General features: G+C 53.4%; 11 protein-coding genes. 6 read left to right on the top strand and 5 right to left on the bottom strand.

What is annotated here, in order from left to right; genetic code table 11:
* Nucleotides 1-404 precede the first annotated feature (404 nt).
* Nucleotides 405-1,766 (top strand): amidohydrolase family protein, encoded by a 1,362-nt coding sequence (locus tag Q4606_RS02585; protein WP_303606564.1) that lies wholly within the window; start codon nt 405-407, stop codon nt 1,764-1,766.
* A gap of 68 nt (nt 1,767-1,834) precedes the next feature.
* Here Q4606_RS02585 and Q4606_RS02580 read toward each other — a convergent pair whose 3' ends face one another.
* Nucleotides 1,835-2,902: a BMP family ABC transporter substrate-binding protein gene (locus Q4606_RS02580; RefSeq protein WP_303606563.1), complete on the bottom strand. Its 1,068-nt coding sequence runs from the start codon at nt 2,900-2,902 to the stop codon at nt 1,835-1,837.
* A 390-nt stretch (nt 2,903-3,292) separates the two neighbouring features.
* Between Q4606_RS02580 and Q4606_RS02575 the strand changes: the two genes are divergently transcribed.
* From Q4606_RS02575 to fhuF, 3 genes are all read left to right on the top strand, one after another.
* Nucleotides 3,293-4,183 (top strand): helix-turn-helix domain-containing protein, encoded by an 891-nt coding sequence (locus tag Q4606_RS02575; RefSeq protein WP_303606562.1) that lies wholly within the window; start codon nt 3,293-3,295, stop codon nt 4,181-4,183.
* Between the two features lie 94 nt (nt 4,184-4,277).
* Entirely contained in the window at nt 4,278-6,404 is a 2,127-nt protein-coding gene (locus Q4606_RS02570) for a TonB-dependent siderophore receptor (RefSeq protein ID WP_303606561.1), read from the top strand.
* Nucleotides 6,405-6,533: 129 nt separating this feature from the next.
* Entirely contained in the window at nt 6,534-7,283 is a 750-nt protein-coding gene (gene fhuF / locus Q4606_RS02565) for a siderophore-iron reductase FhuF (RefSeq protein WP_303606560.1), read from the top strand.
* Here fhuF and fhuB read toward each other — a convergent pair.
* Complete coding sequence (fhuB, locus tag Q4606_RS02560) at nt 7,269-9,260, bottom strand: Fe(3+)-hydroxamate ABC transporter permease FhuB (RefSeq protein WP_303606559.1); 1,992 nt, start codon at nt 9,258-9,260, stop codon at nt 7,269-7,271. The two genes, fhuF and fhuB, sit on opposite strands and share 15 nt — an antisense overlap.
* The gene (locus Q4606_RS02555) at nt 9,257-10,303 is read right to left on the bottom strand and encodes an iron-siderophore ABC transporter substrate-binding protein (RefSeq protein WP_303606558.1); all 1,047 of its coding nucleotides are present in this window, start codon (nt 10,301-10,303) and stop codon (nt 9,257-9,259) included. Before Q4606_RS02555 ends, fhuB begins: the two co-directional genes overlap by 4 nt.
* Nucleotides 10,304-10,388: 85 nt before the next feature.
* Between Q4606_RS02555 and Q4606_RS02550 the strand changes: the two genes are divergently transcribed.
* On the top strand, nt 10,389-12,050 hold the full coding sequence (locus Q4606_RS02550; protein WP_303596748.1) for a multidrug ABC transporter permease/ATP-binding protein: 1,662 nt from the start codon (nt 10,389-10,391) through the stop codon (nt 12,048-12,050).
* Between the two features lie 42 nt (nt 12,051-12,092).
* Here Q4606_RS02550 and Q4606_RS02545 read toward each other — a convergent pair whose 3' ends face one another.
* Together Q4606_RS02545 and Q4606_RS02540 are read right to left on the bottom strand one after the other, a co-directional pair.
* Nucleotides 12,093-12,860 (bottom strand): ABC transporter ATP-binding protein, encoded by a 768-nt coding sequence (locus Q4606_RS02545; protein WP_303596749.1) that lies wholly within the window; start codon nt 12,858-12,860, stop codon nt 12,093-12,095.
* A gap of 42 nt (nt 12,861-12,902) precedes the next feature.
* The gene (locus tag Q4606_RS02540; protein ID WP_303606557.1) at nt 12,903-14,972 is read right to left on the bottom strand and encodes a TonB-dependent siderophore receptor; all 2,070 of its coding nucleotides are present in this window, start codon (nt 14,970-14,972) and stop codon (nt 12,903-12,905) included.
* 320 nt (nt 14,973-15,292) lie between these two features.
* On the opposite strand from Q4606_RS02540, the gene Q4606_RS02535 reads away from it, so the two are divergent.
* Complete coding sequence (locus Q4606_RS02535; protein WP_303596751.1) at nt 15,293-15,685, top strand: globin; 393 nt, start codon at nt 15,293-15,295, stop codon at nt 15,683-15,685.
* The last annotated feature ends 19 nt before the right edge of the window (nt 15,686-15,704 follow it).

Genomic DNA, 15,704 nt, shown 5'->3' with positions numbered 1-15,704 from the left:
TGACCCGAAACCCCTTTTCATCAGAGGATCCCTGACAGCTTCTACTCAGGAGGGCGGGCCATCAATCGGTAACCTGCCCCATACGTCGAACGCAGCAGATTTCATGCCAGCATCCTTTGGCAGAAAAACCCTGTCATTTCCTGCCTCAACCGACTTGTCCATCATCGTTCGCACATCCGAAACGAACCAATTCGATGCAAGGGTCAAATTTTCGCCCCATTTCAGCACTCAATTTCAAAGGGTTTCTGGCCTGAAATACTGAGCTGACCATACGGTCAATAAATGGAAGGGTTCTTGCATTCGGTTCAACACCAAACACCAGCCAAAGAGTAGAAGCTGTCAGAGGCGCAGCAGATCAACGCCAGCCTCGGGACATTGCTCTCATTAAAATGAAGGAGCAAGCATTGAACTACCTCATCCAGAACGCCCATGCCGTAGCATCCGAGGCAGATCCGGAGGCCCGGGATATTCGCATTCGTGGTGGCCGCATTGCCGAAATGGGTCGCAACCTCAAGCAAACGCCAGAGGACCCGGAAACCCTGATAGACGCTTCCGGCTGTGTCATCTGGCCCGGTCTGGTGAATACCCATCACCATCTCGCCCAGTCGATCATGAAAGGGGTCCCCGAGGGGCTCAATCACAACCTTGGTGAATGGCTGAGCAGTGTGCCTTATCGCTTCTGGCCCAAGGTAACACCAGACATCATGTACCACGCCGCGCGGCTGGGCCTGTACGAGCTGATCCGGTCCGGAGCCACAACCTGTGCGGATCACCATTACCTTTATCACAGCAGCACCAGCCCCGAGCTTGAGGAGTCTGTCTGGCAGGCCGCAGAAGAACTTGGAATTCGTATGGTGCTCTGCCGGGGCAGCGCGACGGAGACAGGGTCCCACGAAGGCATGATTGAACACGGCATAGCGCCGGAGAGCATTGAACAGGTCATCGACCGTCTGGATGTGACCCGGAAGAAGCATCACCAGCCTGGGCCTGATGCCATGAAAAAGCTGGTGGTAGCACCCACCAGCCTGATTCATTCGAGTTCGCCGGAAGGGCTGAAAGCCCAGGCTCGGTGGGCCAGAGAGAACAACTTGAAAATGCATTCGCACCTGCTCGAAGTCGACTTTGATGAGAGTCAGGCCCACAGCAAATATGGCATGAGTGCTATCGATTACGCGGAGTCCTGTGAATGGCTCGGGCCGGATGTCTGGTATGCCCACCTTGTTTACAGTGACCCGCACGCCATCAGGCGCCTGGCAGCTACAGGCACCGGCATTGCCCACTGTCCCACCTCGAACTGCCGACTGGGCAGCGGCATCGCCCCGGTGATTGATATGGAAGAGGCCGGCGTGCAGATATCTCTGGGCGTCGACGGCTCTGCGTCGGCGGAATCTGGCTCAATGCTTCAGGAGCTCAACCTCGCCTGGCTGATTCACCGTGCAGTGAAAGGCCCCAAAGCCACCACCCTGGAGCAGGTTCTGCAATGGGGCAGCCGCAATGGTGCTGATATGTTGGGATTGCAAGACACGGGCAACCTGGAGGTTGGCAAAGCCGCCGATCTGGTCCTGTATGACATCGACCAGCCCCGGTTCGCCGGTGTCCACAGTCCCCTGACGGCACCATTGATGTGCGGCGAACCCGTGCAGGTGCGGGACAGCTTTGTTCAAGGCCGCCAGATCGTGAAAAATGGCCATATCAATGGGCTGGACGAAGCCGAACTGACGCGGAATGTTCAGGAAAGTGTTTCCCGGCTGCTACGCGAAGCCTGAGGATTTAAACGCAAAAAGCCGGCAGGATTCGCTCCTGCCGGCCCAACTAGCCTGTAAAGCAACCGGCCTTAATCCGACAAGGTTGCCGTCATACCTTCTACGTACCAGTCCATGCCTGCCAGTTCCCCATTCGTCATGGAAACACCTTCAGGCACCCGCACTTCACCTGATTGATCTTTCAATGGGCCGGTGAACGGATGGAGCTCGTCGTTTTTCAAGGCATCAATCACCGAATTAACCTTGTCTTTCTGCTCATCTGAAAGTCGGTCACTCAAGCCAACAACCTGAACGGTGTCCTCAGACATACCACCCCAATAATCCGCAGGCTCCCAGGTGCCATCCATCACCGATTGCACAGTCTCTATATAGTAAGGACCCCAATCATTAACAACCGACAACAGGTGCGCATCGCCACCAAAACTGCGCATATCGGAAGCCTGACCTACACCCCAGTTACCGCGTTTTCCGGCCGCGATAAGAGGCGCCGGGCTATCCGTATGCTGAACGATGACGTCTGCACCCTGATCCATCAGAGCATTCGCAGCATCAGCCTCTTTGGCAGGATCAAACCATGTATTAACCCACACAACTTTAAGCTCAATATCCGGATTCACTTCCTTGGCACCAAGATAGACAGCGTTGATATCACGGATAACTTCAGGAATCGGGAAAGACGCAATATAGCCAAGGGTATCGGTCTCTGTTACCAGGCCTGCAGCGACGCCCGTTACGTAACGGCCTTCATAGGTTACCGACAGATAGGTGCCCAGGTTCTCGCTTGTCTTGTACCCGGTAGCATGCAGGAACGTGATATCCGGATACTCTTCTGCTACCCGGGCAGTCGGATTCATGAAACCGAAAGATGTTGTAAAGATAATGTCGTTACCTGCCTGCGCAAGCCGTCTTATCGTACGCTCGGCATCCGCGCCCTCACTGACATTTTCGACGTAGGTGGTTGCAACCTTTTCCCCGAAATGTTCCTGCAGCGCAAGGCGCCCCTGATCATGCTGGTAGCTCCAGCCATGATCCCCGATAGGACCAACATAGACAAAGCCAACTTTCGTTGGGTCCTCTGCCAAAGCGGCTGTGGGCAGTGTCAGTATCGCAGCGAGCACTAGGCCAGACTTGAGTGTCATCAAACTTCTCCTTGCTGATTGCATCTCAGATAAATTCTGAAGTAAAAGGCTTCACATGATGTTTTGCAAAAAGCTGGCCAAGAGTTCAGTTTTTCGTTGCCCCTCTGATACCGGGAACAAAGAGTACATAAAGCAGACAGTTCGATGATCCGAGCCTTGCACCTGGCCCTGAAATGTAACAATTCAAACAGGTATTGCACCGTAACTGTGCCGAGGATACGAACCAGACCAGAATCGCACGCTGGATAAGAACCATTCGTTTTTGTGTGTTAGAGGAAAACCGTGCAATATCGCTGGGACTGGCTGATCACTGCATCGGACACATTCAGGTCTTGAAATACTCCGCAAAGCAAATAACGAGGTTAGATGGGAAGCGCCCGGCTATTACAGTTGTCCAGAATCCAACAGGTTCTGGACCATGTCCATCAAAATCTGGACAAGCCCCTGGCGGTGCCAGAGCTGGCAGAACGGTGTGGGCTATCACGCTGGCAATTCAATCGTATTTTTTCCCGGCAAACGGGGCTCTCACTGGGTCGTTATGTTAGGGAACTGCGCTTGAGTCGGGCGGCTGAAATGCTGCTTTTCACCAACCGGCGGATGATCGATATTGCTTTGGCCTGCGGTTTCAACTCCGACATCAGCTTCAGTCGGAGCTTCAAACAACATTTTGGTTGTGCCCCTGTCAAATACCGCCAGCGCGGCTTGCCGTGTCTGTTAAAAACCCCAATGTCCTGCCATCCGGACCTCTTGCCTCCAGAGTCACTGCGTTCGCGAGTACCCGGGATCCGGCTCGATTCCAGGCCAACATTCACCGTGGCGGGTGTTACGGACCAGGTGAACGGCCTGTTTTCAGAGAACCCTGATTTTTATGAAAAGCTACCACGGCTGTGGCAAGAGTTTACTGGCATGACCAGCGCAGACACTGACTGCACCAGAGTTGGCGTGTTAGACGTTACCCGTGGCTCTGAAGAACCTATAACCTACCTCGCCGGCGCAGAAGCTCAGGAAGTGCCAGATGCACACACGCTGAGTTGTATTACAGTGCCGGAGAGAAACTACGTCGTTATTGCGTTTCATGGTCCGCTGGCTTCCCTGGCAGACGTCCTGAAGTGGTTTTTCCGGGCCTGGCTTCCAAACTCCGGATGCGAAGCGCTCAACGCCCAGGATCTGGAAATCTACCCGCCAGGGCTAAACCCCTCTGCATCAGAAGTGTCTATGGAATATTGGATACCGGTTAAGCTTTGCCAACCAATAATTTCATGGAATGCACCAAACTGTTAAGTACCGCCCCGAAAATAAAAATACAATGATAATGATTCGCATTATTTTAGTGGCAGGCGCGTCTGTCCGACTCTGAACACAATGGGGCTTTACCATGAAAAGATCCTTTCTAAAACCTTCGATACTGGTTTTAGCGGCCAGTAGCCAGATAGCGTTTGCCAACGAGGTTACCGAGTTGGACGAATTGGCAGTTTACGGCGACACCTACCGCAATACCGCAACCAAAACTTCTCTACGCCCCGAAGAAACACCACAAAGCATATCCGTGCTGGACGAGCAGGCTCTGGAGATGCGGGATGCGGACTCTGTCGCGGCAGCGCTCCGGTACTCGCCCGGCGTCAACACAGAACTTCGCGGCGGGGCCGTTGGCCGTCTGGATCTGTTCAGCATTCGCGGTTTTATCAACTACCAGAATTACTACGACGGCATGCAGTTGCTTTACAACGACTGGAACCTTCAACCACAAATTGACCTGTTAGCGGTGGAGCAGGTTGAAGTGTTTCGTGGTCCTACCTCAACCCTGTACGGTTCCATGCCACCGGGAGGCATGATCAATCTGATCAGCAAGGAGCCTACGCTCGGGGCATCCAACAAGATTGAGCTGGCCACAGGGTCGCGCAACCTGAAAGAAGCCTCGATTGAAAGCAGCGGCCAACTGGGAGACTCGGACTTATCCTACAGCCTGGTCGGGCTGGCCCGCAGCCGCGACGGCCAGGCCGAAACCTCGGAAGAAGAGCGTTACATGGTCGCGCCATCTGTGGACTGGCAGGTCAGTGATGACACACTGATCAATTTCAACCTGTACTATCAGAAAGACCCGGAAATGGGTATTTACACATCTCTGCCCGCCTCCGGCCTGTTTCTGCCGAACCCGAACGGCGAGTTGGATACCGACGCCTTTTCTGGCGACGCTAACTGGAACCAGTTTGACAAAGAAGTTCTTCTGGCAGGCTATAAAATCAACCACAACATCAATAACAACTGGAATTTCCTGCAGAATTTTCGCTACACCGATGCCAGTGCGTTCCAAACCAATACATACAGTGACGGGCTGGCCGCTGACGGGCGAACCCTGGCACGGCAAGCCTATCTGACCGACGAAGCAACCACCGGATTTACAATCGACAACCAGATTTCCGGACGCTTCCAAACCGGCGCGGCCGAACACAATCTACTGGTGGGCTTCGATTATCTCAGCCTGGACTCAGACGTCATCTATGAAGATACGACTGGCGGTAGCGGCGCGCCGTCCATTGATCTGTTTAATCCGAATTACTACCAGATATCAAGCTCGACAATCGACATTACCGACACTTTGTATTCCTCTGACTTCAACATCGAGAAAAAACAACTGGGCGTCTATCTACAGGATCAGATCAGAATCGGCCGGTTTGTGATGATAGGTGGGGTACGTTGGGATGATTTTACCGGCACGGAAAAGGGCAAGCAGTACGGGGCACCAGTAGACTCAAAGCTCGACCAGGATAATGTTTCAACACGGGCCGGAATTATGTACCAGGCGGCAAATGGCCTGTCGCCTTACCTCAACTTCGCTGAGAGTTTCGAACCACAGACAGGACGTGACCGGAATGGCAATGAGTTTGACCCATCCACAGGCGACCAGTGGGAGCTGGGCGTTAAGTATCAGACACCGGACCAACGCACCACAGCCAACCTGGCGTTCTACCAGATCACCAAAGAAAACGTACCCACCCGTGATCCACAAGGTGGCCCTTACGACAAGATCCAGGCCGGAGCCGTTCGCTCACAGGGCCTGGAGCTGGAAGCCCTGGCTCAGCCTCTGGACAACCTCCTGCTAACCCTGAGCTACACGCTACAGGACGTAGAGATTACAAAGGACAACTCCGGCCTGAAAGGAAAAACCCCGGTATGGGTGCCGGAACACCTGCTGTCAGGCTGGGCTGACTACAGCTTTGACCAGGGCGTTCTGGATGGGCTGGTTGCCGGCATAGGTGCCCGATATATCGGAGAAGCTGAATACGACGCGACCACCAATTCCGGGCACGTGCCCGACGTTACTCTTCTGGACATTGCCCTTCGCTATGACCTGGGCAACCTGGCGCACACCCTCAAAGGCGCCGAGATCGGGTTGTCAGTGAACAACCTCACCAACGAGCGCTATTACAGCTGTTTCGACATTTCGAACTGCTGGTTTGGGGAAGAAAGGACTCTGGAGACATCCGTCTCTTACTCTTTCTGATCTCAGTTTTATTCTGCCAGTTAAACAGCATGCGTGTTTGAACTTATCAATTGCCTGGCCCACCGGTCTTGCAATTGATAAGCGTTATTATTAAGATTAATAATCAAGCAAACCGAACGCCGGAGCCCTATGAGCACAGCACTGGAGAGCCTCTATTCTGGCCCTTTGGAGAAACTCACCCCCCCCGGAGTGGGTAAACCATCCGCACAAAGCTCTATCCTGCGAGCCATAGATCTGCTTGACCCCGATAAGTTGGCCGCTCAGCTGACACGCTTTTCAACTCAATATGCCCAAAGCGATCCACGTGCGCTCGCTTCTTTATGGTCAAAGTGGCATTTCAGTGCACTGATTTCCTCGACGCTGGTCGCTAACCTGTTACTTGAGTACGACCTGCCTGTCGGGCTAGACGAAGCGAACATCGAAGTTGGCCCTGAAGGGCAAACCCGACGCCTGTGGGTTACCGACACCGGGCGACCACTGGGCTGCCAAAGTGCCTTCAGCCGCTTCAGTACACTGATCGACAGTCATCTTGTACCACTGATTACAGCATTAGCCGAGTATTCAGGCGCCTCGCCAAAAGTATTCTGGAGCAACGCAGGCAACCTGTTTGAATACTTTACCGAAGCACTGCATGCCCACCCTATGGCGAAATCCCGCTCGATTGAGCCCGCAAGGCAACTGCTTGCCAGCCGCCACCTGCCAGACGGCCGGCGTAACCCTCTGTTCCAGCCGGTAAACTACCTGTCCGCTGCAGACGGGGGTAGCTGCGAGCGTCGCCGGCGCCTTTGTTGTATCCGCTACCTTATTCCGGAGCTGGAGTACTGCAGCAATTGCCCGCTGATTCGTGAAGCCCGCCAGGCCGAGTCAGTACTTTCTTAACCCCCACATAAAATAGGCGCCCCCCAGAAGCGCGGCTACGAGCCCCGCCGGGATTTCCTGAGGGAACAACATCTGACGCCCCAGCCAATCGGCACTTATCATCAATAAAGCGCCTACCATCGCTGAACCTACAAGATGAGGCAGCGCCTTGGAGAAGCCCAGCATTCGGGCAACATGAGGCGCCAGCAAACCTGCAAAACTCAAAGGCCCGACAATCAAGGTTGCGAATGCAGTCAGTATGGCCACCACACCAAGCAGAATAAGCCTGACCTTATCCACACTCAGCCCCAGGCCCAACGCGACGTTGCGCCCAAGGGGTAACACGTCCAACCACCGGGCGACCAGCGGAGTTAACGCCACCATCATGACAGCAATCAAAAGCGCACTCAGACCCGTTGAGAAATCAACGTAATAGGTTGAACCTGACATCCATGCGATTACCTGCTGGATGCGAGGGTCACCATTGGCAAGAAAGATACTTCTCAGCGGGTCAAATAAAGCTGCAATTGCTATTCCTGTAAGAAGCAGGCGTTCGGACTGAAACCCGGTGCGCCGATTCAACAAGATCAAAACTGCCAGCGTTATAATGGCACTCACTGAGCCCGCCAGGATGAGCAGCGGCGCGGTGACATGCGCAGAAAAGTAGATAGTCACGATCAAGCCGATAGCTGTGCCAGAGCTAATCCCCAACACCTCTGGACTCGCCATCGGGTTGCCCGTCATCCGCTGAATGGTTGCACCTGCCAGAGCCAGCAGAATCCCGGCGCCCGCAGCAGCCAGAACACGTGGAAGCCGCCAGTTGGCAATGGACGCCCATTGCGCGGTGTCATTGAGTACCCAGCCTCCAGGGGATTGTGTCAAGAACAACGCTGCAACTATTGAAACCAGCAACAAGACAAAAAGCCAAAGAAACGTTCGGGAGGTGGGCTTACCGGCTGATTGTAGCGTCGTTTTATTAGCGCTTGCCGACGTGTCTTTAAGAGCCAGTCGCGGGATAAGCCAGAGTAACAGTGGTGCCCCCAACAGTCCGGTCATGGCACCGGTTGGGACCACTGAAGGCAGCTGCGCGGAATACTGGATCAATAAGAGATCAGTAGTGAGTAGAAGCAAACCTCCAAACACTGGTGCCCAAAGCAACCGTTGCATCAGGGTTCGCGCACCCATCAGCTTTACAATAACGGGTGCAGCCAGGCCTACGAAGCCCACGACACCTACCAGACTGACTGCCGATGCAGTAATAAAAACAGAAAGCCCGAGGCTGACTAACCGGAGCTTACGTATGGATATACCTAAACTGCTGGCACTGGATTCATCCAGTTCCAGCAAGGCCAGGGGCCGGGCAATGAGTCCGGCTATGACCGCTGCGACAATCAGGCGAGGCAACAAATTTAAAGTGTCGCTCCAACTATTCTGGGCAAGGGAGCCCGCAGCCCAGATCATCAGGCCGCGAAACTCCTCCTGATGAAACAGAATCAAAACCGTGCTCAGGGCCCCGATATACAAATTAACCACTAAACCTGCCAAAACCACCGCAACCGGCGCAAGGCCACGATGCCAGGATAACGAGAGCACAATCAGCAGTGATATTGCTCCCCCTGCGAGTGCCACCCATTCACCACCAAAGGTCAGGAGGCCGGGCGCAAAAAGCGTGGCCAGCAAAAGACCAAGCTGTGCGCCACTGGCAACACCCAATGTCGTTGGCGAGGCAATAGGGTTCCGCAAAACCTGTTGCATCAAGACGCCAGCCAAACCTAGTGCAGCACCAACCAGCAGGGCGATAGCCACCCGTGGCAACACGCTGAACTGGAGCACAACCGTAGACATCGCCTTGACGTCAGATGCAGCAGAAAAATCAAAACCACCCAGACTCAGCTCTGGCAACGTTTGTCTCAACAAATTGAAGCAGAGAAGGACGCAAAGGATAATGAGTGGCAAACAGATATAGGCCGGAGAGGCCGGCCTGCGTATCGAGATCATAAATTGCTCAAACCTGAATGAGTGCCGGCGTGACCAGTCACTGCCTGGTACAACTCATCGGCAAAGCGGACAGCTGAAGGAAGTGCACCAAAGCTCCAGACCGCCGGTAAGGATAGAACCCGGTCATGTCGCACGGCCGGCAGTGTTTGCCAGATCCTGTTGTTGTCAAAAACCCCCTCTGCGCTCATAGGAACCGGGTCCACTACAATCAGGTAGCCGTCGGTAGTCAGCTCCTCTATACCGACGGTGGTATAACCCCACATATTCGTTTCGCCTTTCCAGGCGTTTTGCAGCCCGAGTCGACGAATGACCATGTCATACAAGCTGCCTTTGCCATAGGCACGCACGTGACGGTCATCGATAAACTGCACCACCAACAGCGGAGGTGTATCTGCCGGCATTTCTTCTTTCAGCTGTTCAATTCGCGCACGATGTCGATCTATAACAGCCTCCGCCTCTGAGGAGCGGTTAGTCATCTCGCCCACCCGTCTCGTAGTCTCGACAAGGTTTTGCCAAAAATCGTTATCGGGATTGTAGGTAGTCAGGGTCTGAACCGGTGCTATCTGTGAAAAAGTTGGTTCAATTGCGCTGAACAGAGGAGATATCAGAATTAAATCAAGCTGCAGGGAAGCAGCCAATTCTCTGTTGGGCTGGGCACGCAGGCCAATATCCACAACCTGTTCAGGAAGTGGCGGTTCTCCAACCCAAGTCTGATAGTCCTTGATCTGAGCCGCAGCAACCGGCACCACTCCCAAGGACAAGAGAGTTTCGACCAACGTCCAATCAATGGCCGCCACTCTGGGGGGAGCAGCATTCTGAGACTGGCCCGGACTGGATACTGCAGCTCCGGCGCTCAGAGACACCAGCATAAGAGAGAAAAGCAGCAGTACCAGAAGACCCGGAACAAGAATCTTTTGATAACAAGAGTAGCGAGCGGACAACAACGAATTATCCAGAAAAGACAACATAGCTGGAAAACTGAACCTCCAGCACTTCGCCACAGACACCAATGCGAGACAGATACCCGCTTGGCCGGTTTGCATACAAAGCACTTTTAAGAGAACATAAATACGACTGATTATTATTGCATATCAGGCCAGCAATTCCAGCCACTATTCAGGAGTTTTGATGGAGTTACTCGCCATCGTTTTCCGCCAGTACCGCACCCCTTTTATAACAATCATGCTTCTAAGCCTCATCAGTGCAGGCGTTGGCATTGGCGTAATCGCGTTCATCAACCAACAGCTGATTGAATCTGCGGGGGCACCCTGGCACGTGCTGCCAACCTTTTTCGGGCTGGTTATGCTCATGCTGGCAGTAACGCTGGCAGCCCAACTGGCACTCACCACGCTGGGGCATCACTTCGTTTATGATTTGCGCGGCCGGCTGATCAAGCAGATTCTGGACACAGATATTGAAACCCTGGAACGCATCGGCAGCGCGGGCTTGCTGGCAAGCCTCTCTGTCGACATACGAAACATAACCTTTGCCTTTGTTCGTTTGCCGGAATTAGTCCAGGGTGTCGTTATTACTCTATGCGCTGCCGCATATCTTGCATGGCTTTCACCTGGCATGCTTGTCGTGACCACTTTGTGGGTCGCTGTTACGATAATTGGCGGCTGGCTGCTGGTTCAAAGGGTATATCACCACCTGGCGCAAGTCCGGGAAACCGAAGATGCGCTCTACCGTGACTATGAGTCCTTTATCGACGGGCGGAAGGAGCTTGCACTAAACCGCAGCAGAGCTCGTCAGCTATATGACGTCGACTATGAGCGCCATGCTCGCAGCTATCTCTGGCATATAATCCGATCGGATACCTTCCACCTTTCAGCGGTAAACTGGTCCAATATCATGATGGTTGGTGCGATCGGCCTGGTCTTTTTTCTGGCCAATGGTCTGGGCTGGGCCAACACCAATATCGCAGCAACCTTCTCGCTTACGCTGCTGTTTATCCGCACGCCTCTGATCCAGGCTATAGGCGCGCTGCCTACGCTACTGAACGCACAGGTTGCATTCCGCAAACTGGAAAGTCTTGAGCTGGCAGCTTACGCGCCTGAGTTTAATGTGACGTCTCCCTCTCCCGACTGGAATACCATTGAACTGCGGGGTGTTACCTACCAATACCCTGGCCAGGGCGGCCGAGGGTTCTCCGTGGGACCAATTGATATCACGTTACGACGCGGTGAACTGGTCTTCCTGATTGGGGGAAATGGAAGTGGAAAATCCACTCTGGCCCGCCTTCTCACCGGCTTGTACCGGCCCCGGAGTGGTGAAATCCTGGTAGACGGACAGCCGTTGACTACCGATCAGGACTGGCAGAACTTTCGTCAGCGATTCTCTTCTGTATTTACAGACTTCCATCAATTTGACCGACTTCTCGGCCCGGACGGTGAAAAGGCTGAATCAGAACTGTTGAGTGAGTGGCTCAAAAAACTGCAAATGAACAAAAAGCTGGAGATAGACGCCGGTCGAGTAACAAATCCCCAGCTATCGCAGGGACAACGAAAGCGACTTGCTTTGCTATTGGCTGTCGCCGAGCAGCGAGGCTTTATGCTTCTGGATGAGTGGGCTGCGGACCAGGATCCCCAATTCCGGCGGTACTTTTACCGGGAGCTACTGGGCCACTTGCATGAGATGGGCGTTACCATATTCGCAATCAGCCACGATGATCATTACTTCGAGCATGCCGATCGCTTACTGGAGATGAAAGAGGGTCTTATGCATGAGCTGACAGGCACACAGCGCGATCTTGCAACACAGGATGCCGTCACCAGGGTGAGTGAGGTTTAACCCTGCAGGAGCCCATGTGAACCGGCCGACAGCATCCTTGTGTCAAGCTACAGCTATAGCTCCCCCCTCTACGCGAGGGTGAGGTATAACGGACATATTGATGCCATAAATCGCTTCAAGAGCCTCCGGCCTCATGATTTCTTTCGGGCTACCCTGAGTTAAAAGGTGACCACTGTGCAACGCAATAAGATGGTCACAGTAGGTGGCTGCCATGTTGATATCATGCAACACCACCACCACTCCCATCTCCAGATCCCGACCCAGCTTTCGGATCAGTGCCAGCACTTCAATCTGGTGGGCAATATCCAGCGCCGATGTAGGCTCATCCAATAGCAGGTAACGGGCGTTTTGCGCAATCAACATGGCAATCCACACCCGCTGACGCTCGCCCCCGGAGAGCTCATCAACATTTCGATCAGCGAACTTGCTGGTCCCCGTCAGCTCCATGGCTCGCTCGACCTGGGCCTGATCTTCTCTGGTAAAGCGACCCAGAGCACCGTGCCAAGGGTACCTGCCGAGACGAACCAGGTCGGCGGCGGTGAACCCTTCGGTCGCGGGTAATTGTTGTGGCAGATAAGCGATCTGCTGAGCAAGGAGCCGGTCACGCCATTTAGCCAGAGGCTTACTGTTCAGCAAGACGCAACCGCTACTCGGCGTGTATTGCCGGGCCAACAACTTCAACAGCGTTGATTTTCCTGAACCGTTATGGCCAATCAGCCCTATCACTTTCCCTGGATCAATAGCCAGATCAACGGGATGCAACAACACTTTACCGTTGACCTGCCAACTGACCGATTGCAACTCGAACATAAAACCTCGGGTAAGGGGCAAACGCCTCTGACTATTAATGGCTTACCAGTGGTAACTCACACTCGCAGTCGCGCGTCTTGCTTCGCCGTAATAACACCAGTAATCACAACTGGCGACATATTCTTTATCAGCTACGTTGTTGATGTTGAGTTGCGCACGCCAATTCTTCGCAAAGTCATAGCTCGCCATGACATCAAAGACTGTGTAGGAAGGAACCTCGTAGCCATAGGTCTCATCCTTGGTTTCACCAACAAAGCGTGCCCCCGCCCCTACCTTCAAACCAGGCACGGCTTGTGAAAACGCGTAGTCCAGCCAGGCCGAGGCCATATGGCGCGGTATCAGCGCAGCTCGAACCTCATCAGCGCCAATCGCCCGGTTTTGCGTAGTGGAATCACTGTAGGTGTATGCCGCTGTCACCTGCAGGTCGTTAGTCAGGTAGGCGACCCCTTCCAGCTCAAAGCCATTGGTATTGCGCTCGCCCTCTTGCACCTGAACAGCGCCATCAGTCACCAGTGAGTTTTTCTCTTCGATCTGGTACACCGAGGTATTCAAATAACCATCAATGCTTTCTGGCGCATACTTGATGCCTGCTTCCAGCTGCTTTCCTTCCCTGGGCTTATACAAATCACCATTGGTATCGGTACCCACAATGGGCTGAAATGACTCGGTATAACTGATGTAGGGCGAAACACCATTGTTCATGACATACATGATGCCACCGGATAACGAGACCTCGTTGTCGTCGGCACGTTCTTTGGTACCGCCAGCCAGATTATCCGTTTCAGCTGTGTCATAGCGCGCGCCCGCCAAAAAGATCCACTGATCATCCAGGCGGAGCTGGTTTTGAAGATAAATACCCGTTTGCTGTTTTTTGATGGTTCGTCGCGTCAGATCGCTTTCAGCCACAGGCGTGTAGTTGCCATATTGGGGGTCGAACAGATCTACCGTCCCGAAAGGAAATGGATCCGCCTCTTTTCCTGAATTTTTCAGATCCTGGTAGTCCACTCCTACCAGTAACGTATTTTCGGTGCGATCCGTGAACCATTTACCAACCACACGGTTATCAATCGTCCAGGAGGTGATATCGCCATCACGGTATACCAGGCCTCGGGTACCTTCTCTCGGTGCACTCTGGAAGAAGATGTAGGTACTGCGTAGCAGCATGTCTAGCTTGCTGTAACGCAAATCCTGCTCAAAACGCCAGGTATCGTTAAGCTGATGCGAGAACTGATAGCCCAGTGACGTCTGCTCGCGCTCATTCACATCGTAGTCAGGCTCACCGTAATTCACCTCGGGGTCGACTTTACCGAAGGGAGTGTCCTCAATAGTGCCATAGGGCAGCTTGAAGCCATTGTAGGGCACCGCGTCGTCCTTCTGGAAACTACCCAGAAGTGTCAGCGTGGTGTCATCGCTAATGTCCCATTCAAGACTTGGAGCAAAGTAGTAACGCTTATTTTCCGAGTCATCGATATCACCTTCAGCGTCCTGGTAAAGACCGACCATGCGATAACGTACTTCACCACTGTCATTAACCGGGCCAGAGCTATCAAACCCAATCCGCTGGTGGTTATTGGTCCCACCTTCGATAACAACCTCCCCCTGACGGTCTTCTGTAGGGCGTTTGCTGATGGCGTTTATAACGCCGCCTGGAGGCGCTTCACCGTAGAGAACGGAAGCCGGCCCCTTCAACAATTCTACCTGCTCAAGCCCATAGGGTTCCGGTAGCCATTGATAGAAGCCTGCGCGGTATATACGTAAACCATCCTGATAGGTCGACTGATCATAACCCCGCACTTTAAACCAGTCGGTATCGTTATCGCTGCCATATTGGCCACTTAAAACACCTGCGCGATAGCGAAAGCTTTCGTCGAGGGACTGCACGTTGCGTTCTTCCAGTTCATCACGGGTGACGAGAGAGGCCGGACGTGGCGTTTCAACAATAGGAGCCTCCACTTTGAGTGCCGTTCCGGTTACAACAAGCGGGCTGAGTAACTCGGCCTGGTTATCGGAGGTCTGCGCCATTGCAACAGGCACGGCACCCAGACAGGCTATGGATACGGCGTACCCTATACCGTTGAGACGTAAGCGAAGTGGGAAAGTGCTGGGAAACATAGTGTGAACTCGAACGAAGTATTGACGCCTTGCAGTACCAGGCTGAATATATAGTAATGATAATCGTAATGAGTAGCATTTAAAAGCCGTTATTGATCGGAAGACTCGACCCGCACCAACGAAGCTGGACAGTAACCAGTTCAGTTTGTCCTGGTAATTGGATGGATGACCTCAACGCTCAGGTGGGCATCACCGGGCCTCTCACCGGCGGCAGTAGCGGATGGTATTGTTTACAAAATTCAACAGAAGGCGTTACATACAACCACTATCCTTCGCACCCTATCCATCTACCCCATGTATCCCAAGGACACTTACTGCATATGAATAACACAGACCTGGTTTTCCAAAGCTATGGAAGGTGCTGTAACCGCGATGAGTTCTTCGTCGATTTCTACGACCATTTCATGTCGAGCTCAGAAGCCATCAAAAACCGTTTTGTGAACACCGATATGACCGCACAACGCCACCTTCTGCGCAACGGCGTTCTGCAGCTGATTCTGACCGCACGCGGCATGCCGGACCGCAAACTCAAAGCACTTGGTGAGAGCCATAACCGTTCCAACTACAATATCCAGCCGGAGTGGTATTCACTGTGGCTGGATTCACTGATGAAAACCGTGCGCCGTCACGACCCTGAGTACACAAAGGATCTCGAAAATGCATGGAAAGAAGTTCTGACACCGGGAATTGATCTGATTCGCGGGGCCTACTAACGGCCCGCCGGGCTGATAC

Origin of the sequence: Marinobacter sp. 1_MG-2023, from assembly GCF_030549045.1 — a bacterium.
Lineage (GTDB): Bacteria > Pseudomonadota > Gammaproteobacteria > Pseudomonadales > Oleiphilaceae > Marinobacter.
This window is presented reverse-complemented; position numbering and strand designations above follow the sequence as displayed.